This is a genomic window from Nocardia implantans, assembly GCF_035544775.1.
Classification (GTDB): Bacteria; Actinomycetota; Actinomycetes; order Mycobacteriales; family Mycobacteriaceae; genus Nocardia; species Nocardia implantans.
Window position 1 is genome coordinate 93,644 of the sequence record NZ_JAYKYQ010000017.1, and the last position, 17,473, is coordinate 111,116.

Annotated in this window: 16 protein-coding genes and 1 riboswitch; of the genes, 7 read left to right on the plus strand and 9 right to left on the minus strand. The window is 70.5% G+C overall.

All coding sequences use genetic code 11. The features are described 5' to 3' along the window. The first annotated feature begins 41 nt into the window (after positions 1-41). The 5 genes from U3653_RS30330 (at position 42) to U3653_RS30350 (ending at position 4,184) form a co-directional block, all read left to right on the plus strand. Positions 42-737, plus strand: a complete 696-nt coding sequence (locus U3653_RS30330; RefSeq protein ID WP_195083056.1) for a response regulator — start codon at positions 42-44, stop codon at positions 735-737. 71 nt (positions 738-808) lie between these two features. Next, on the plus strand, positions 809-1,819 hold the full coding sequence (locus U3653_RS30335) for a HAMP domain-containing sensor histidine kinase (RefSeq protein ID WP_323124633.1): 1,011 nt from the start codon (positions 809-811) through the stop codon (positions 1,817-1,819). 287 nt (positions 1,820-2,106) lie between these two features. Beyond that, positions 2,107-3,555 (plus strand): DUF4153 domain-containing protein, encoded by a 1,449-nt coding sequence (locus U3653_RS30340; RefSeq protein WP_323124632.1) that lies wholly within the window; start codon positions 2,107-2,109, stop codon positions 3,553-3,555. Positions 3,556-3,589: 34 nt separating this feature from the next. Continuing rightward, positions 3,590-3,868, plus strand: coding sequence for a hypothetical protein (locus tag U3653_RS30345; RefSeq protein ID WP_067809176.1), 279 nt, complete (start codon positions 3,590-3,592; stop codon positions 3,866-3,868). Further along, the gene (locus tag U3653_RS30350; RefSeq protein WP_195083059.1) at positions 3,861-4,184 is read left to right on the plus strand and encodes a ribbon-helix-helix domain-containing protein; all 324 of its coding nucleotides are present in this window, start codon (positions 3,861-3,863) and stop codon (positions 4,182-4,184) included. The genes U3653_RS30345 and U3653_RS30350 overlap by 8 nt, the downstream gene beginning before the upstream one ends. 54 nt (positions 4,185-4,238) lie before the next feature. Here the strand turns inward: U3653_RS30350 and U3653_RS30355 are convergent, their stop codons facing one another. The 5 genes from U3653_RS30355 to U3653_RS30375 all read right to left on the minus strand — a co-directional run bounded on the left by U3653_RS30355 (position 4,239) and on the right by U3653_RS30375 (position 9,323). Then, complete coding sequence (locus tag U3653_RS30355) at positions 4,239-5,684, minus strand: alpha/beta fold hydrolase (RefSeq protein WP_323124631.1); 1,446 nt, start codon at positions 5,682-5,684, stop codon at positions 4,239-4,241. A 247-nt stretch (positions 5,685-5,931) separates the two neighbouring features. Next, positions 5,932-6,426, minus strand: coding sequence for an SLOG cluster 4 domain-containing protein (locus U3653_RS30360; RefSeq protein WP_195083060.1), 495 nt, complete (start codon positions 6,424-6,426; stop codon positions 5,932-5,934). After that, positions 6,423-7,265 carry a DUF72 domain-containing protein gene (locus U3653_RS30365; protein ID WP_195083061.1) on the minus strand — a complete coding sequence of 281 codons (843 nt, stop codon included), beginning with the start codon at positions 7,263-7,265 and terminating at the stop codon, positions 6,423-6,425. Before U3653_RS30365 ends, U3653_RS30360 begins: the two co-directional genes overlap by 4 nt. Before the next feature lie 21 nt (positions 7,266-7,286). Continuing rightward, positions 7,287-8,648, minus strand: coding sequence for a purine-cytosine permease family protein (locus U3653_RS30370; RefSeq protein WP_195083062.1), 1,362 nt, complete (start codon positions 8,646-8,648; stop codon positions 7,287-7,289). Further along, positions 8,644-8,759: riboswitch (TPP riboswitch) on the minus strand. Its footprint overlaps the gene before it by 5 nt. 168 nt (positions 8,760-8,927) lie before the next feature. Continuing rightward, on the minus strand, positions 8,928-9,323 hold the full coding sequence (locus U3653_RS30375) for a hypothetical protein (protein ID WP_195083063.1): 396 nt from the start codon (positions 9,321-9,323) through the stop codon (positions 8,928-8,930). Positions 9,324-9,796: 473 nt separating this feature from the next. On the opposite strand from U3653_RS30375, the gene U3653_RS30380 reads away from it, so the two are divergent. Next, a complete protein-coding gene (locus U3653_RS30380) occupies positions 9,797-11,053 on the plus strand; it encodes a cytochrome P450 (RefSeq protein ID WP_195083064.1) in 1,257 nt (418 codons plus the stop codon). A gap of 12 nt (positions 11,054-11,065) precedes the next feature. Here U3653_RS30380 and U3653_RS30385 read toward each other — a convergent pair whose 3' ends face one another. After that, positions 11,066-12,268 carry a styrene monooxygenase/indole monooxygenase family protein gene (locus U3653_RS30385; protein WP_195083065.1) on the minus strand — a complete coding sequence of 401 codons (1,203 nt, stop codon included), beginning with the start codon at positions 12,266-12,268 and terminating at the stop codon, positions 11,066-11,068. 123 nt (positions 12,269-12,391) lie between these two features. Here U3653_RS30385 and U3653_RS30390 point away from each other — a divergent pair, with 123 nt between their 5' ends. Then, on the plus strand, positions 12,392-14,935 hold the full coding sequence (locus tag U3653_RS30390) for a helix-turn-helix transcriptional regulator (RefSeq protein ID WP_195083066.1): 2,544 nt from the start codon (positions 12,392-12,394) through the stop codon (positions 14,933-14,935). Positions 14,936-15,009: 74 nt separating this feature from the next. Here U3653_RS30390 and U3653_RS30395 read toward each other — a convergent pair whose 3' ends face one another. Genes U3653_RS30395 through U3653_RS30405 form a run of 3 tightly spaced genes read right to left on the minus strand, consistent with a single transcriptional unit; the run spans position 15,010 to position 17,472 of the window. Beyond that, complete coding sequence (locus tag U3653_RS30395; RefSeq protein ID WP_195083067.1) at positions 15,010-15,687, minus strand: class I SAM-dependent methyltransferase; 678 nt, start codon at positions 15,685-15,687, stop codon at positions 15,010-15,012. 9 nt (positions 15,688-15,696) lie between these two features. Further along, positions 15,697-16,473, minus strand: coding sequence for an ATP/GTP-binding protein (locus tag U3653_RS30400; protein WP_195083068.1), 777 nt, complete (start codon positions 16,471-16,473; stop codon positions 15,697-15,699). A gap of 36 nt (positions 16,474-16,509) precedes the next feature. Then, positions 16,510-17,472: an AvrD family protein gene (locus U3653_RS30405; RefSeq protein WP_195083069.1), complete on the minus strand. Its 963-nt coding sequence runs from the start codon at positions 17,470-17,472 to the stop codon at positions 16,510-16,512. Position 17,473: the final 1 nt, after the last annotated feature.

Sequence of the window (17,473 nt, forward strand, 5' to 3'; positions counted from 1 at the left end):
GGCGCCGGAACTCTCCACAGCCGGTGGCTAGGGTTCGGTGCATGGAACACAGCGCACCGGCGCAGGCCGCACGGCGAATCCTGGTGGTGGACGACGAGATGACCATCGCCGAATCCGTCGCGGCGCGCCTGCGGGCGGAGGGGTACACCGTCGAGCTTGCGCACGACGGCCCCTCGGCCGTCGCCGCCGCCGAGGCCGTCGGCCCCGACCTGGTGGTGCTCGACGTCATGCTGCCGGGGTTCGACGGATTGGAGGTGTGCCGCCGCATCCAGGCGCGCCGTCCGGTGCCCGTGCTCATGCTCACCGCGCGCGCCGACGAAACCGATCAGCTCGTCGGACTTGGCGTTGGCGCGGACGACTATCTGACGAAGCCGTTCTCGTTGCGCGTGCTCGCCGCCCGGGTGCACGCGCTGCTGCGCAGGCTCGACCGGGCGGCCGCCCCCGACGGCGCGACGATCCTGGTGGGCGACCTGCGCATCGATGTCGATCAGCGCCGGGTCTGGCGCGCGGAGGTCGAGGCCGTGCTCACGCCACTGGAGTTCGATCTGCTCGCCCGGCTGGCCCGTCGCCCGCGCACCGTGCTCGCGCGCGAGCGGCTGCTCGAAGACGTCTGGGACTGGTCCGACGCGGCGGGCATCCGCGCGGTCGACAGCCACATCAAGGCGTTGCGCCGCAAACTCGGCGCCGATCTGATCCGCACCGTGCGGGGCGTCGGATACGCCTTGGAGGCCCGGTGAGCGCCGGTCCCGCGCGCATTCCGGAGGTGGGAAACGAAAAGCGCGCAACCTGTTGCGCCCGGTGGCGCCGGGTGAGCGACCGGATAGCCGAGCTGTTGCCACGGCCGTTGGACCCGGTGAAGTCGATCAAGCTGAAGCTCGCGGTCCTCATGCTGTGCTCCGGCGGCGTCGCGTTCGGATTCTTCCGGTTCAAGATCGGCTGGCTGCCCCCGCGCACCACGCTCACCGCGGTGGTGATCGCGTTGCTCACCTCGCAGTTCCTCGCCCACGGCATCACCAGGCCGCTGCGGGAGATGACCGCGGCGGCCAAGCGCATGGCCCACGGCGACTACACCCTGCGGGTGCGGGCGAGTTCGCGCGACGAAGTCGGGCAACTGGCCGAGGCGTTCAATCAGATGGCGGCCGACCTCGCCGCGGCCGACCAGCAGCGCCGCGACCTGATCGCGAACGTCTCGCACGAGTTGCGCACGCCCATCACCGCTTTGCAGGCGGTACTGGAGAACCTCGTCGACGGCGTCTCCGAGCCGGACCCGGCGACCCTGCGCACCGCGCTGGCCCAGACCGAGCGACTCACGCTGCTGGTCTCGGAACTGCTCGACCTGTCCAGCATCGAAGCGGGCGCCTTCCCGCTCGACCGCGAAGAGCTGCCGATCGCGCCGTTGCTGGCCGACGTCGTCGCCGAGGCGGAGGTCATGACCGCCGCGCTCGGGCGCGGCGTGCGGTTCCGCACCGACGTGCTGCCCGGCGCCGCCCGCGTATACGCCGACCGTGCGCGTCTGCATCAAGTGCTGCTGAACCTGCTCGACAACGCGGCTCGCCACGGGCCAGCGGGCGGGGAAGTCCGCGTCACCGTGCGTGGCGCGCAAGGCGAGGTCGTGATCGACGTCGAGGACGACGGCCCCGGCATACCGCTCGCCGAACGCGCCCGGGTGTTCGACCGGTTCACCAGGGGCGGCCGTACCGCGGGCGGGGGCACCGGCCTCGGCCTGGCCATCGCCCGCTGGGTGGTCGATCTGCACGGCGGCACCATCGCCGTCGCCGAGCCGGGCTCCCGGATCCGGGTCGTGCTGCCCGGCCGCTGATCCATCCCCTCATCCGACCCGGACCGCCAAGACGGCGCCGGGGTGATTCCGCACGCCTGTCGAAGGGACGAACCATGCCTCCGGAACCCGAATCCGACCCTGCGCCCGCGGTGGTGTGGAGCACCGAATCCGCCTCCGCGGCAACAACTTCCGGCACTGCGACGAGTGCGCCTCCGGTCGCCGGATCGGAGGGACCGGCGGCGAGCTCCGCCGCGCAGGACGGCGCGTCCGTCCGGCCTTCTCCGGGCGGGCCGACCGTCCGGCAGCGACCACCCAAGTGGCGGCGTGTGGCCTGTCCTGCGGGCGTGGTGCCCGCCGCGCTCGTCTCGGGTCTGGCGGCGGCGATTCTCGTGCACTGGGACCGGCCCGGCATCGGCTGGCTTCTCGCGGCCGTTGTGGCCGCGACGGCGGTCGTCCTCGTCGACCGCAACGCCCGCAGGGCGGTGGCGAGCGCGACGGAAGACGCCGTCGCGAAAGCGGCGCAGAAGGCCGGAAGGCCTTCTTTCAGGTGGATTTCCGCGCGCAGAGCACGGCTGGCGGGACGGGTGTGGTGGGCGACGCTCGCGCTGGCGCTGCTCGCGGTAGGCGCCGTCCGCGCCGCGGGCTGGCTGTTCGCCTTGTGCGTGGTCGCGGCAGCTGTCGCCGGTTCGCTGGCCGTCGTCGGCCGCCGCTCGGCGAACGGCGTCTTCTACGACACGCTGGCCGTGGGGCTCGAAGCGGTCGCAGCGGTGCCGTGGGCCTACGCCGGCACCGCCGGGGTGCGCGGTGCGAACGCGCCGCGGGCCAGGCGGCTCGGGGTGTCGGTGGCGGTGACCGTGGCGTTGCTCGCGGTGTTCGTTCCGTTGCTCGGCAGCGCCGACGCGATGTTCGCCGCGCTGCTCGATACCGTGACGCCGGACCTGGACGTGCCCTCGGTGGTGCGGTGGATCGTGCTGTTCGCAGTGGTCGCGCTCGGCGCGCTCGGGGCGTTGTTCGTGCTCGCGGGTCCGCCACCGCCCGCTGCCGCCCGAGCGGGTGGGCGCACGCTGCGCCGCTCGGAATGGGCGCTGCCGGTCGGTGCGCTCGCCATCCTGTTCGCGGCCTTCGTCGCGACCCAGTTCGTCGTGCTCTTCGGCGGCGACGACCATGTCAGGAAGACGGCGGGCCTGACCTACGCCGAGTACGCCCGCACCGGGTTCTGGCAACTGTCGGCCGTCACCGTCCTGACCCTCGCGGTGCTCGTGGTGGTGTTGCGCTGGGCGGGCCAGGACACGCCCGCCGACCGCTGGTGGCTGCGCGGGCTGCTCACGGCGGTGAGCGTGCTCGCCTTGGTGATCGTCGCCTCCGCACTCGGCCGGATGTGGACCTACCAGCGGGCCTACGGCTTCACGGTGCTGCGCCTGCTGGTGGAAGCCTGCGAACTGTGGCTCGGTTCGGTCTACCTCCTGGTGCTGGTCGCGGTGCTGCGACTGCGCCGGGCGTGGCTGCCGCGCGCCGTGCTCGGCACCGCCATGGCCACCTTGCTGGCGCTGGCCGTGCTGGACCCGGAGCGACTGATCGCCGAGGAGAACATCGTTCGCTGGCAGCGGGGCAAGGCGCTGGACACCGAATACCTGGTCACGCTCTCGCCGGACATACTGCCCGCGACCGAACGGCTTCCCGAGCCGCTGCGATCGCAGGTGCGTGCCCGGCTGCGGTCGGGTCTCGGCGACGACACGTGGCAGAGCTGGAATCTGTCCCGGGCGAGAGCGCGGTGAGCTCGCCCGCAATACACTTGTATTATCGCTGATCGTGGGTTATAACTGGCCTGAGTGGGCACTGTTGTCGCTGGTGGGAATCGACCCGCGCGAAGTGCTGCAGGTGCTCATGGGCGCTCGCCGATGGCCTCGGCGGGCGCGCGGCCGGAACGAGCTCGCGGTCCTGACGGTGTGGGGCCGGACCGAGGCGGGCCGGCCGCTCATCGTCGCTGTCCGCCGCACCGAGGGCTGGCAGTGGGACATTCTGGGCGCGGTCGAGATGACCGAGGCGCAGGTGGCCGAACTCGAGCGTTGGGAGCACGCCGATGACTGACTATCCGACGAATCCCGAGGACGTCCGGGACTTCCTGTCCGATCTGGAGTACAGCGACGCGCCGGTCGACGCCGCCGAGCTGCCCCCGCCGCTGCGCGCCGAGGACACGGTCACCGTCACCACCTCGCTGCGCATCCCACTGGAACTGCACCAGCGGGTGAAGAAGGCCGCCGAGCAGCGCAATGTGACCATGTCCGCGCTCATCCGCGACTGGATCGAACTGGAACTGGCCGCCCTGGACAACGACCAGCCCATCTCGCGCGCCGACGCCCTGCGCGCGCTGGCCGCCCTGCATCCCCTGCGCCAGTCGGCTTAGTCCGCCGCGGCGGGTGCCTCGCCGCTCGGTGGCAGGGTGTCGCCGTGTCCTCGGTCAGGATCCGGCACCGGTTCCCTCGCGGGTCAGCACGCGGTCGAGTTGTGTGGCGAACTCGTCTGCGGCGGTGCGGTAGCCGATGTGGTCGCCAGCGAACTCGACGAGGTCGAGGCCGAGTTCCTTTGCGAGTGCGGCGTTCGGGAAGCCGGGGAAGGTGTCTCTCGACTCGCGTCCGACGCCGAGTACCAGGCGGTCGGACGCCGCGCGCAACGCCGTCGGATCCGGGGTGTACCGGGGATATTGCCGAAGCTCGTGTTCCAGCCAGAACAGCAGGTTCTGCTGGATCCTGGTCACCATCGCGGCGGCTTCCGGCGGCAACTGGTCGACCGGGGGAGGCGGCGTGGACCGCATGCCGATGCCGGCCGCGAACGCCGCCATGGCGGCGGCCGTGCCCTCGGTCCTGCTCTGTTCGTGGATGCCGTCCAGGAAGGTCAGCCACTTCTCGCTGTCGGGCAGCAGCGTGGCCAGCGGTGGTTCGTGGGCGACGAGCGTGCGCACCAGTTCCGGCCGGGCGCGCAACAATTCGAGCGCGACGATCGCTCCGGAACTGCTGCCGAGTACATGGGCGGGCCGGTCGGTGAGGTGTGTGAGCAGCGCGGCGGCGTCCGCGCCGTCGGTGACGATGCGATCGTGCGGCGGCCCGTCGAGGGGGCTGCGGCTGAAGCCGCGCCGGTCGTAGGCGACCACGGTGTAGCGGTCGGCGAGTCGTTCGGCGACGGCGTCGAAGCCTCCGGCGTCGCCGTTGCCGCCCGGAATGAGCAGCAACAGCGGGCCGGTGCCGCGGATCTCGTAGTAGAGGGTCGCACCGGGCACGGCGAGAGTGTGCTGGGTCGGTACATCCATGGGAAACGCTCCTGAGAGATGAGTCAACTGGCGCAACGCTTCCCGGATGACCGGTAGCGCGGGAACGGGGGGATCGGCCTCGACCCATCGGTCGATGGCCACGTACAGCGCTGCCGTGACCGCCCCGGCCATGATTCGAGGGAACATGTCGGCATCGTTCGCGCGGCCGGTGCGCTCGGCGATGGCCTCGGCCAGCGCGCCTTCGATCACCGCCTGTGATCTGCGGTATTCGCCCTGCAACGACGGTGCGCGGGTGATCAGGCGAACGCCGGCGGTCCAAGCGGAATCGGGTGGTTCGGTGTCGCGGAACTCCGCCAGCACGGCGTGGATCACCGCTGGCCACAGCGGTTCGGCGGCCGGTCGGGCGCGCAGGTCGTCCGCGATCCGGCGGGCCCGGTCCACCGCCACCGAGCAGACGGCCTCGTACTTGCTGGCGAAGTAGTTGTTGAACGTGCGCGCGGAGACTCCGGCCGCCGCGGCGATGTCCTCGACGAGAACGTTGTCCAGCCCGCGCTCTACGGCCAGTCGCAGCGCCGCGAAACCGAGCGCCTCGCGGGTGGCGAGCTTCTTGCGCTCGCGCAGGCCCAGGACGAATGCCACACGTCCACCGTAGCGAAACTTGCGTGACGCGCAAGATTGCGTGATCGGAAAGAATTGGGGGAGGGCGGATTCGGTAGCTGGGCAACCCGGACCGGCCGTGGCAGTGTCGAATTCGCTGGAGACAGCGAATCTTGCGCGGATCTATGGCGTAGTACGGGCGAGCCGAATTTCGCCTGGGTGCACTGGCGGTGCTCGGCGATGACCGGTCGCCGACAGTTGTCTGTCCGCCCCGGATCGATCGGCGGTCTCAGGCCGGTTCGCAACCGATCCCGTCCAGCGCCCGGCGCACCGCATCGGCCGGGTCGGCCGTGTTCACCGTCGCCGCCATCGGCCGTCCGTGCGCGTCGCGGATCTGCCAGCCGCCCAGCGCGACAACCGGAATGCCGCCGCGCCGGCGGGCCAGTGCGACCTCCGAGAGCGTGCCCCACGAGCCGCCGATGACGATCACCGCGTCCGCCGACTCGATCAGGATGGCGTTGCGCGCCTCGCCCATGTTCGTGAACAGCACCGCGGACAGGCCGGGACACACCGCGGCGCGGTCGGTGTCCGGCCGCACGCCGATCACCAGCCCACCGGCCTCGGCGGCGCCGGCGGCGACCGCGGCCATCACCCCGGACCCGCCGCCGCACAGGACGGTGACTCCCGCCCGCGCCAAGAGCCCGCCGACCGCACGCGCCCACTCCGCTTCCTGCGGTGTGCACTCCCTCGGCCCGCAGACCGCGACCTGCCGCGCCGGCGTCACTGTCCCGATCCCGCCGGCCGTGGCGACACGACCGACGCCAAGCGTTCCCGCAACGCTATGGCGTCGCGCGGCGCCCGCACTTTCGCGTCGTTGTCGAAATAGGTGTAGACGTCCAGCGTTCCGGCCCACGCGCGGATCTTCTCCGCCCACATCTCCAGACCCTCGTCGGTGTATCCGCTGACGTAGAGCTCGTCGTGGCCGTGCAACCGGATGTAGACGAAGTCGGCGGTGACCTCTTCCAGCAGCGGATACTTGCCCGCCGCGTCGGCGACGACGAGGGCTACGTTGTGGCGGCCGAGCAGATCGGTGAACGCCGGGGTCACAAAGCTTTCGTGCCGGATCTCCATGGCATGCCGGATCGGCCGGTCGGCGTCGGTGCTGGTGTACGGGGGGTCGACGCGGTGATCGTGCCGCCGCGCGATCTCCGCGGCCTGCTCGGTGCCGCGCGGCAGCCGGGACAAGAAGTCGTCCAGCACGTCGGCGTCGAAACGGAACGTCGGCGGCAGCTGCCACAGGATCGGGCCCAGCTTGGGTCCGAGCGCCAGCGGGCCCGATGCCAGGAAGTTGGCCAGCAGGTCGTCACCGTCGCGCAACCGCTTCATGTGCGTGATGAATCTGCTGCCCTTCACCGCGAAGAGGAAATCGTCCGGCGTCTGCTCGGCCCACTTCTGGTAACTCGACGGGCGTTGCAGCGAGTAGAACGAGCCGTTGATCTCCACACTGTCGAGCTGTTCGGACAAATAGGTCAGCTCGCGCTTGTGCGGCAAACCCTCCGGGTAGAACGTCCCGCGCCAGGGCGGGTAGACCCAGCCCGACGTGCCTATCCTGATCCGGCCCATCTCTCCATGGTGGCAAACGCGCTACGCCGATGGCGTCCTCGCCGCCTTGCCGACCAACCAGGCCACCGCCAGCGCCGCCAGGAACGACAGCAGCGATGCGCTCATCCACGCCTGCGGGGTGACATGCAGGGCCTGCCGGACGCGCTCCCAGAATTCGGTCCACACTCCGGCATCACCCGGATTGATCAGTTGATATACCGCGAACCCGGCCAGCCAGGCGAGCACCATGCCCCATCGCGCGGGCGCGTCCGGCGCGGTGTTCCATGCGCGGTGGGCACGCAGGAAGAAATCGGCGACCAGCACGCCGAGCAGAGGCACGAACACCGAACCGATGAGTCCGAGGAATCCGAAATAGTTCGTCATGTCCATCCACAGGGCCGACACCGTGATCAGCGCGCCGAGGCCGATCGAGAGCACTCTGCGGTCGACGCGCGGCGCGAGATTCTGGATCGACACGGCGGTGGAGTACACATTGGCGAAGGACTGGTCCGCCTCCCGCAGCACAAAGACGAAGAAGAACAGCGCGCCGAGGCTCACCTGCAGAAACGGTGCGTACGGCCCGCCTTCGCCGGTCGCCAGCGCCAGCGCGAACAGGCCGAGGACGTAGGCGACGATCTGGGTGAGCCCGTACGCGCCGCTGGCCGCGCCGAACGCGGACCGGCCGGTGCGGGCGTGCCGCGTGTAGTCGGCGGCGACCGGCACCCACGAGATCGAGACGGCCAGCGCGGCGTCGGTGGCGACCCAGAACAGGTTCCAATCGACGCCGAACGGCCCGCTTCCACTCGGGCCGGGGTTCGCCCGCAGATCCGGCAGACCGGCGCGGAAGAACTGCGCGTAGAACCAGATCAGGGCGATCACGACACCGGCGGTCACGAACCTGCGCAGCAGACGGACCGAGCCGAGCGGCCAGATCGTCAGGACGGTCGTGAGCGCGCCCGCGACCACGACGTAGAGCCAGCGCGGACCGCCGCCGAACAGTTCCCCGGCCGCGTCGCCGATGACGATCAGCTCGAAGGTCCCCCAGCCGATCAATTGCGCGATGTTGAGCACGGTGGGCAGGTAACTGAGTCGCGCGCCGAACAGTCCGCGCAGCAGCACCATCGCGGGTTGCCCGGTGCGTGCGCCGGTGAGCGCCGCCGCGCCGAGCATCAGTCCACCCACCAGGGTGCCGAGGACGGTCGCCAGGATGCCCGCCGCGATCGAGATCCGCGCCGCGCCCGCGGAGTCCGGCGCGAGCACGGTGTACGCGCCGGAGAACGCGATGAGGCTGACGCCGAGATTGGCCCAGAACGCACTCTGGTCCCAGAACGAAAGCACCTTCGGGGCGGGCTGATCGAGGGTCAGCGGGGCTTCGCGCGGCGCGCTCGTACGGGTCGACGACATGACGGAAACGCTCTCCCTACGCCGGCATTACCCGGACAGGTTCATGCGGTCGGCGGCGCGTGCGGTCCGCCCTCTCAGCCCGGCCGTGCCCGAGCTCCCGCGGTGAAGTGATTCCGGCGAATAGTACACCCGCGCCAGTTTTCGGGAGCCGGGGACGAGGTCCGGACGCCGAAGGGCCTCGAAGTGATGAGCGGTGCGGCACCCACCGCGCCGGCCCGCTTCCGGGGCATCGCCGACACGCACTGGCCGCACCGGCGCCGCGGTGGCCGCCCGCGCGGTTCAGCCCATGAGGAACGAGGCGGCGAACCACGCCAGCAGGACCAGCACCGCGCCGACCAACGCGCCAGGGAACATCGCGCGCCCCTGCCGGGCCGCCAGCAGCGACAGCAACGCGCCCACAGCGAAGCCGACGATCCCGCCGCCCACCATGATCCAGACGCCCGCGCTGGTATCGACCCGGCATTCCGGCTTGGACTCGCAGATGCCGCCCGCCATCAGGAACCACGGCGCCAGGACCGTCGACATCGCAGCCAGCGTCGCGGGCAGGAACCACAACAGCGCGCTCACGACGAGATCCGCGGTGCGCGGCGGCTCGACGGCGGGGGTCTCGGGTTCGCGCGTCGGATAGCCGGAGGGGGTCGTGCCGTGGGACACCTGGTTGAGGTAACCGTGCATCGTGTCTCGCTATCGCTTGTCGGGGGAGTCGGCCGGGCCGATGGAAGTTATACACCAGCCACGTGCACGTCGAAGTGCTTGTCTCCCCGCAGGATGCGGGCGAACGGCGTGCCTGCCGTCCCGGATCGGATGCGTCCGTCGATCCTTCCGCCGGTAGCGAATACGGAGCGTCACTGCGGGATTCGCGCGCGCCCGGTGTCGCCGGGGCGCGGCTGTCGGGGATCGTGGCCGGTCCGCAGCGGTGAGTCGTCCGCGATTTCGTTGCCGTGCGGAGGGGGCGGTCGCATCACCGCAGGTCGCGCGTCATTACCGATGCCCGTGAGCTACCTACGCGACGATCCTGTGTGTCGATCCGCTGCGCGGTCGGGACGATGCGTCGCAGTGGTGCGCCGTATGGGCCGAGCGCCGTCGCGACGATCCGCGCCGAGTGCGCCCGCGCTCGGTGCGAACGCTCCTACCGTGAGAGTGACGCGTTGACCACACCCCGAGACTTCGACCGCACCGCGGACGCCCCTGGCGCGCATCATGGTTCGCCCATCGACCACGACGTCGAGCGCGTATCGCTGTATTCCCCGGAGTTCGCGGCCGATCCGCATCGCTCCTACCGCGACATGCGCGCCCGCTACGGCTCGATGGCGCCGGTCGAACTGGCGCCGGGCGTGCCCGCGACGTTGGTGCTCAGCTATCACACGGCGGTGCGAATCATGCACGACCCGGCGCACTTTCCCGCCGACCCGCGCACCTGGCAGGCGAACGTGACCGCCGACTGCCCGGTGTTGCCGGTGCTGGAGTGGCGTCCCAACGCCATGCGCAGCACGGGGGAGGAACACGCGCGCTACCGCCAGGCGAACACCGCGAGCATCGACGCCGTCGACCTGCACGCCTTACACGAGACGGTGGAGCGGATCGCTGTGCCGCTGATCAACACCTTCTGCGCGACGGGCAGCGCCGATCTGGTATCGCAGTACGCTCTACCGCTGGCCTTCGAGGCGATCAACGCCATGCTGGGCTGCCCGCCGGAGATCGGGAAGGAAGTCGCCGCCGCTACCCGCGCCGTGTTCGACGGAGTGGACGCGGAGGAGGGCAACCGCCTGCTCGTCACCGCGCTGCTGCGGCTGCTCGAGCACAAGCGCGCCGAACCGGGCCTGGACATCACGACGCGGCTGCTGCGGCATCCGGCAGGCTTGGACGACACGGAGGTGATCCACCAGCTCGTCGTGCTCTACGGGGCGGGGATCGAACCGCTGCAGAATCTGATCATCAACACCCTGGTGCTGATCCTCACCGACGACCGGTTCGGCGGCGATGTCCTTGGCGGGAGCCTGTCGACCCGAGACGCGCTCGACGAGGTGTTGTTCACCGATCCGCCGATGGCGAATTTCTCGGTCACCTATCCGCGCCAGCCGATCCTGATCGACGATGTCTGGCTGCCTGCCCATCAGCCGGTCGTGATCAGTTTCGCGGCCTGCAACAACGATCCGGCGATCAGCGGGCACGACCACAGCGGCAACCGATCGCATCTGGCGTGGGGCGCCGGACCGCACGCGTGTCCGGCCCGCAGCGCGGCCTACCTGATCGGCCAGGACGCGGTCGACCAGTTGCTGGACGCGCTGCCGGAACTGCGGCCCGCCGTGCCGGTGCGCGAATTGGCCTGGCGGCCAGGACCTTTCCACCGCGCTCTGACCGCGCTGCCGGTCACTTTTCCCGCGACACCGCCCTGGCGGCCCTAAGCGCGGAATCGGTCAGGACGGCGCGGTCGCCGCGAGCCGGGCGAGGTTCGCCGGCCGCGCGAAGGTGTTCGCGAAGGCGTCGGCCAGTGTCGTGTCGTGCTGGGCGGCCAGCATCATCTCGCGCATGGCGGGCGGCGGATCGAGCACCGTGGCCGTCCACCGCGCGGCGGGGTGGGCCACGGCCGTCAGCCACGGCGCGGCCGCCCACTCCATCCACGCGCGGTCGTAGGGGCCGTCGGGATCGTGCAGAATCGCCTCGCCGTAGCGGATCGCGCAGTGCACGGCGTTGTTGGCGCCCTGAGCGCCGCCCGGGTCCATCCGGCAGACGACGTCGCCTCCGCCCAGCACCGGCTTGCCCGACGGCAGGATGCCCACCGGACGGCGCATGACCGGAGTCACCGCGCCCACCAGCGTCGCCCCGGCATCGGTCGGCTCGGCATGCCGGTACCGTTCGGCGATCTCGGCGGGCAAGTGGGCGTTCAGCAGTTCCCTGGCGTGCGCCCAGCGTCGCGCGGGCGTGCCGTGCTGCTCGAACCCGTCCAGCGCACCGCCGGGCCGCGCCTCGAAAAGAAGCATCTCGCAGCGGCGTTCCTGCCCCGGCCGTCCGGTCAGGCCGGGATAGGAGATCACCTCACCGTGCTCGGGCAGCGCGGTGTAGGAACCGAGGCCCTCCGGGTCCGGCTCGACACCGTCGAGGTACAGCACCGCCAGCCGTCGCATCGGCGCGGCGTGCACCGGCCACGCCGCATCGGCCTCGAAACAGCCGGCCAGCTCACGACCCGCCCGGGTCACCACGGTCAGGTCGTGCTCGGCGGCGTGCTGGTCGAGTTCCGGTACCGAGAGTTCGGTGATGCGCAGATCACCGCCTTCGGTCAGGAACTCGCCGAGCCAGCGGGCGAACACCGTCCGCTGATCCACGCTCTGCGCCGGGCGGGTGAATCGTCCGGTCCAGGTGACCACCACCGCGCGATCGACGGCCATGGTGAACCGGATGCCCTCGATGTTCGGCGCGGTCGAGCGCCAGAATCCCAGGCCGAGATCCGCTTCGAGATCGAGCGTCGGCGGGAATTTGACCTGGGTGCTGGTCACGGTGCCCGCGAGCACCGCTTCGGCATCGCGATCGGCGACCAGCGTCACCGACCGCCCGCCGCGCAGCAGACGGTGAGCGAGGGGTAACCCGCATTCGCCCGCCCCGAGTACCAGTATCCGTCCCACCGTCGTCTCCTTCCGATCGTGCGATCGACTGCCGCGCCAGCGCAATCGTCCGCGTATAGGTGGGTCGCGCACATCGGTAGAGACTCGGGAATCGGGGGAGCGACCCGACTACGCTGCCCTGCTGTGTCGGTAGGACGTGCGTCGGGTCCGGGGTCTGCGCCCCCGGGCGCCAGTGATTTCGTAGGGCGTCAGCGGGAACTGGAGAAGATCGGGATGGCGCTGCTCGGCGGCACCCGCCTCGTCACGCTGATCGGTGCGGGCGGCATCGGCAAGACCAGACTGGCGACCGAGGCGGTGCAGCGGTTCCACAAAGCGCGGCGCGTTCCGGTGCATTGGGTGCGCTTGGCGCTGCTTGCGCGGGGCTCCGACGCGGCGGCGGTGGAGGAGCAGGTCGCGCGCTCGCTGATCGATGCCGACTTCTCCGGGCGGTCGGCCTGGGAGGCGGTGCTGGACACCCTGCGCCGCCGCGACGCGGTCGGGCGCACCTTGCAGACCATCCTGGTGATGGACAACTGCGAACACGTGCTGGACGGCGCGGGGCGGGTGATCGCCGACCTGCTGGACGCGGCTCCGGGGCTGACCGTGCTGGCCACCAGCCGCGAGGCGATCGGATGGGTCGACGAACAATTGGTGCCGGTACCCGCGCTGTCGCGGGAACAGGCGCTGACGCTGTTTCGGGCCCGCGCCGGTCTGACGGGGCACACCGTCACGGAGGAGGAGAGCGAGCTGGCGGCGGAGATCTGCCGCCATGTGCACAACCACCCGCTCTACATCCGGTTGGCGGCCGCACGGCTGTTGCGCCGGCCGCTGCCGATGATCCTGCGTGACCTCACCGGTGAGGCCGGCGACCGGCGGCTGCGCTGGTCGCACGGTCCCCGGGTCGGCGCGGACGCACGGCACCAGGGTATCCGCGACGTCATCGCCTGGTCGTATGACCTGTGCCGGGACAAAGAGCGGCTGCTGTTCGACCGGCTGTCGGTCTTCGCGGCCGGGTACGACGTCGATCCGGACAACGCGGACCCGGCGCAGTCGGACGTCGGCGCCGAACTGGAGGCGATCGAGGCGGTCTGCGCCGACGACGAGCCGGACGGGTTGCGCCGCGGGGAGATCGAGGGCCTGCTCGAGCGGCTCGCGGACCAATCGCTGGTCACCGTGCATCTGACCGCCGCAACGGTGCGCTACTCGCTGCTGGAGAGCGTCCGCTTGTTCGCCCAGCAGCGTCTGGCCGAACGCGACGGTGAACCGGCGCGGCTGGCGCGCAGGCACCGCCGCTACTACCGCGACAAGGTCGTCGCGGCTCGAGCCGGATGGTTCGGGCCGGGCGAACAGGACCTGCTGAATTGGGCGCGCGCGGCCTGGGACAACCTGCTGTGCGCCATGGCGGGCAGCCTCGCGACTGCGGAGGAGGCCGCGGTCGGACTGGAGATCGCCGCCGGTCTGATCGCGCTGCGCAGCCCGTTTCTCGCCGGTTCGCTGCGCGAACCACGCCGCTGGGCCGAGCGTACGCTGGCCGCGAGCAGGGCGCTGGACCCGCAGCCGGTGCCGCTGCAGGTGACGGCGATGTCGCTGATCGCGTGGATCTGCCTGTGCCAGGGCATGCACCACGACGCCGAACGGATGCTCGACGAAGCCGTCGCCCTCTGCCTGCCCGACCCCGCGGCCCGAGCGGGGTGGCGGGAGCGACTCGACGACCTCGATCTGCCCGCATCGATCGACTTCGCCAGGGGCGCTGAGCTGATGCTGCTGCCCCGTGACGTGCGCGCGATCGCGGTGCTGGCCCGGGCCCGAGAGAAGTTCTCCGCCGAAGGCGACCGCGGTGGGGCCGCGATGGGCGAACTGTTCGAAGCGCTGGCCGCGGCGTTGCTCGGCACACCGGCGCAGGCTCTGGAGATCTCCCGGCGGCATTCGGACCACGCCGAACTCTCCGGCGCGCGGTGGGCGGCATCGTGGGCCGGACTGGCGCGGGGGATCGCCTTGACCAAGCACGGCGACCCCGACCAAGCGGTCGCCGTGATACGGGCGTCGCTGACCACACAGCTGGCGATGCGCGATCAGTGGGGCGTGGTGTGGGCCGTCCACATCCAGGCATGGGCGCTGGCGCGCCTGATCCGCGATACCGGATCCGAACGCTCCGGCACGGTGACGGCTCAGGCGCGCGATGTCGCGCGGCTGCTCGGCGGCGGGGCGACGTTGCGGGAGCGGATCGGCGTGAACATCGCCAATCTCGGACCGTTCGCCAGTGAGACCGAGGTCGCCGCCGACACCGCCCGTCAGGTTCTGGGCGAGGCCGCCTTCGCGGTGGCGGAACAGGAGGGCGCGCTGCTGCGTCCGGAGCTGGGCGAGGTGGCGCAGTTGGCGCTGGGGAAGTTGTCGCTGGACCGGCTGCCCGTCGAACATCCGGTCCGGCGTCGCCGACCCTCGCAGTGGGAGGAATTGTCGGCGGCCGAACAGGACGTGGCCGTGCTGGCGGCGGCGGGCTGGACCAACACCGCCATCGCAGCCCGCCGCGGCAGTTCCTTCAAGACCGTCGACGCCCAGATGGCGGCGGTCCTGCAGAAACTGATGATCGCTTCCCGCGAGGACATCCTGGCGTTGGTGCCCGCCGACCGGCAGGCCGAGGTGACCGAGGAAGCCGCACGCAAACCGCAGCGCGCCCGTCGTACCTGAGACCGGAACGCGGGCCGGGCGACGTCTCGGCCGTGACGCCGCCCGGCCGGGTCACCGGTCGGACCGACCGCTGCTCACTCGTCGAGTTTGCGCGCGGTGATCTGGATGCCCGGCTCGCCCGCGATGCGGCGCACCGTCGCATCGGTGACCGGGAGATCGGCCACCAGCTCGCGGCCGTCCTCCAGGTCGATGCCGTAGCCGGCGATGTAGGTGCGGAAGAACGGCAGGCAGGCGCGCGCCATCGGCTGCGGCAGCTTCCAGCGGTCGACGAACGCCCGCGCGTCCTCGAAGGTGCAGCCCCGGTCCGCCTCGATCACCAGCAGCAGGCCCCCTGGCCGCAGCACCCGGATCATCTCCGACAGGCCCTTGCGCTGATTCGGCCAGTGTTTGATCGAGCCGGAGCTGATCACCGCGTCATAAGCGGCGTCGGGGAACGGCAGGTCCATCGCCGAGCCCTCCCGGAACTGGATCCGGCTGCCCAGGGGCGCGCCGCGCTTGCGCGCCCTGCGCACCTGCTGCGGGGACAGGTCGATCCCCGTCAGCCGCAACGTGGTTCCGGTGGTGGCCAGCCCCACCGCGAGTTGCCCACCGCCGCAACCGACGTCGAGCACCTGCGCGCCGTCGTCGAGCTGGGCGACGATGTCGTCGAACAGCGTCGGGGTCATCTCCCGCACGGCATCGGAGATGAAATTGTCGTAGAACCACGAGTCGATCGGGTTGTAGCGCTTGGTCTTGTCCAGCAGGACGGTCATGGCGTGCTCCTAAACGCGGGTGGCGAACTTGATCTTGCGGCCGAAAGTGTGTGGTTGCTGCTGGGCGATGATCGTTTCCTGGACGCGCTCGCGGCTGCTGCGCACGATCTCCATCGCCTCCTTCACCGCGACGTCGACGTCCATCACGGTGGGGATGTCGAGCATCGAGACGATGGATTCCAGGCGCTGTTCCGGGGTGCCGCGCACCGTGACGACCGGCTGCCCGAGCTCACTGATCGCGTGCAGCAGTTGCCGATCGGAGATGGCGCGGTAGCGCTCGTCGACGGGCCGGTGGCCGTCGGGGTCCATCGGCACCTCCACCGGAAGGTGGAAGAAGATGTCGTAGTTCTGCCGGGCGCGCTGCCTGGCCATGTCGCCGTAGGCGTTGAGATAGCGGCGGTAGAACGGCCGGCCGGGCAGGGTGAGGGTGTTCTTGACGGCCTTGTGCCATCGCGACGATCCGGGGTTCGGCCCGGTGATGAGCCGCGTGGTGCCGTAGACCCACTCGTTGAGCACCGAGCCGTCGGCGATGAATCCGCCTTGGGCGTCCAGGATCGCCTCGGCCTGGATGCGCAGCTCGAGCCTGCGGAAGCCGAGCGCCATCAGTTCGGTGGTGCTCAGGTCCTGGAACCGCATGCCCGGATAGAGCTCGGTGACCACCTCGCGCGCGGAGGAGGCATCCACCCGGGGAATGCCGGTCAGCAGGGACAGGGCCGTGGAGGTGGTGGTTTTCCCGGTCGAGTAGGTCCCGGAGATCACGATGCGTCGATAATTGTTCGCCGACATGAGAGTGCCTTTCTGAACGTTCGGAAATGCGCGGGGTTAGGCGGGCAGCCGGTGCGCGAGGTCGTATCGGATCTCGCACCCGGCGAAGTCCGACGCCCAGCTGGAGATGCGCCAGTCGTCGCCGCCGAAGGCGAGGACCATGGATCGCGCCATGCGCGTGGTCGCGGTGCCCGCGGTGAACGGCGCCGGGGGAGCGGAGGCGCGCGCGGTCATCCGGCGCATCCACAGCGTTTCGCTGTCCTTGCGGGCGATGTTGTCCAGCTCGTAGAGCACGACCTGGGACAGCTGCGCCAGGATCACCGTCGCGTCGACCAGCGTGACGGAAGGCTGATAGGCGTCGGCCACGCCGTGCCAGGGCCCGGCCGGATCCGGTTCCGCGAGCGCGAAATCCGCCTGTGCCCGGCTGCCGCCGTCGGAGACGACGACATTGCGCAGGTACTGTCCGCGGGCGTACACCCCGCCGTGGAAGTACCCGCGTCCCGTCTCGTGCACCGTGCGCCGTGCGGCGTGGGCGGGCTGCGGTGGCGCGGGCAACGCCACGGTGGCCTCCAGGCTCATACCGCCGCCCAGTGCGCCGGTGATGCCGATCGTGTTGCCCTCCACCGCGACGACGGTCGCGCTGATCGGGAACTCCGCCAGCGACTCCGTCGCGATGGTCCCGCTGCTGAACTGGACGAAAGGCACCCAGCAGGAACGGATCTCGGCATCGGTGAGCCCGTAGCACTCACGCAGGATCACCTCGAGCAGCCGGTAGCCGAAGATCGAGCAATCGATGCTGCTCACGTGCGGGACCAGCACCCTAGTGCTCTTGCGCGACCAGTCCAGCGGATAGTGCACGCCCGCGGTCGCCGACAGCCGTGGCCTGTCCTCCGCGTCGCGGTCGAGGGTGATGTCGAAGATGCTGTGGGTGATCCGTTTGTAGCCTTCGCCGAAGAACCGCCCGTCCCGGTGCCCGAGCACGGTGTCGATATCGGCGTAAGCGATGAGTTCGGTGGACATG

Excerpts from the sequence above, each read along its gene's own strand:
- U3653_RS30330 (WP_195083056.1), top strand. The coding sequence starts at position 42 with ATGGAACACAGCGCACCGGCGCAGGCCGCACGGCGAATCCTGGTGGTG.
- U3653_RS30350 (WP_195083059.1), top strand. The coding sequence starts at position 3,861 with ATGACTGACTATCCGACGAATCCCGAGGACGTCCGGGACTTCCTGTCC.
- U3653_RS30365 (WP_195083061.1), bottom strand. The coding sequence starts at position 7,265 with ATGGGCCGGATCAGGATAGGCACGTCGGGCTGGGTCTACCCGCCCTGG.
- U3653_RS30370 (WP_195083062.1), bottom strand. The coding sequence starts at position 8,648 with ATGTCGTCGACCCGTACGAGCGCGCCGCGCGAAGCCCCGCTGACCCTC.
- U3653_RS30375 (WP_195083063.1), bottom strand. The coding sequence starts at position 9,323 with ATGCACGGTTACCTCAACCAGGTGTCCCACGGCACGACCCCCTCCGGC.
- U3653_RS30395 (WP_195083067.1), bottom strand. The coding sequence starts at position 15,687 with ATGACCGTCCTGCTGGACAAGACCAAGCGCTACAACCCGATCGACTCG.
- U3653_RS30400 (WP_195083068.1), bottom strand. The coding sequence starts at position 16,473 with ATGTCGGCGAACAATTATCGACGCATCGTGATCTCCGGGACCTACTCG.
- U3653_RS30405 (WP_195083069.1), bottom strand. The coding sequence starts at position 17,472 with ATGTCCACCGAACTCATCGCTTACGCCGATATCGACACCGTGCTCGGG.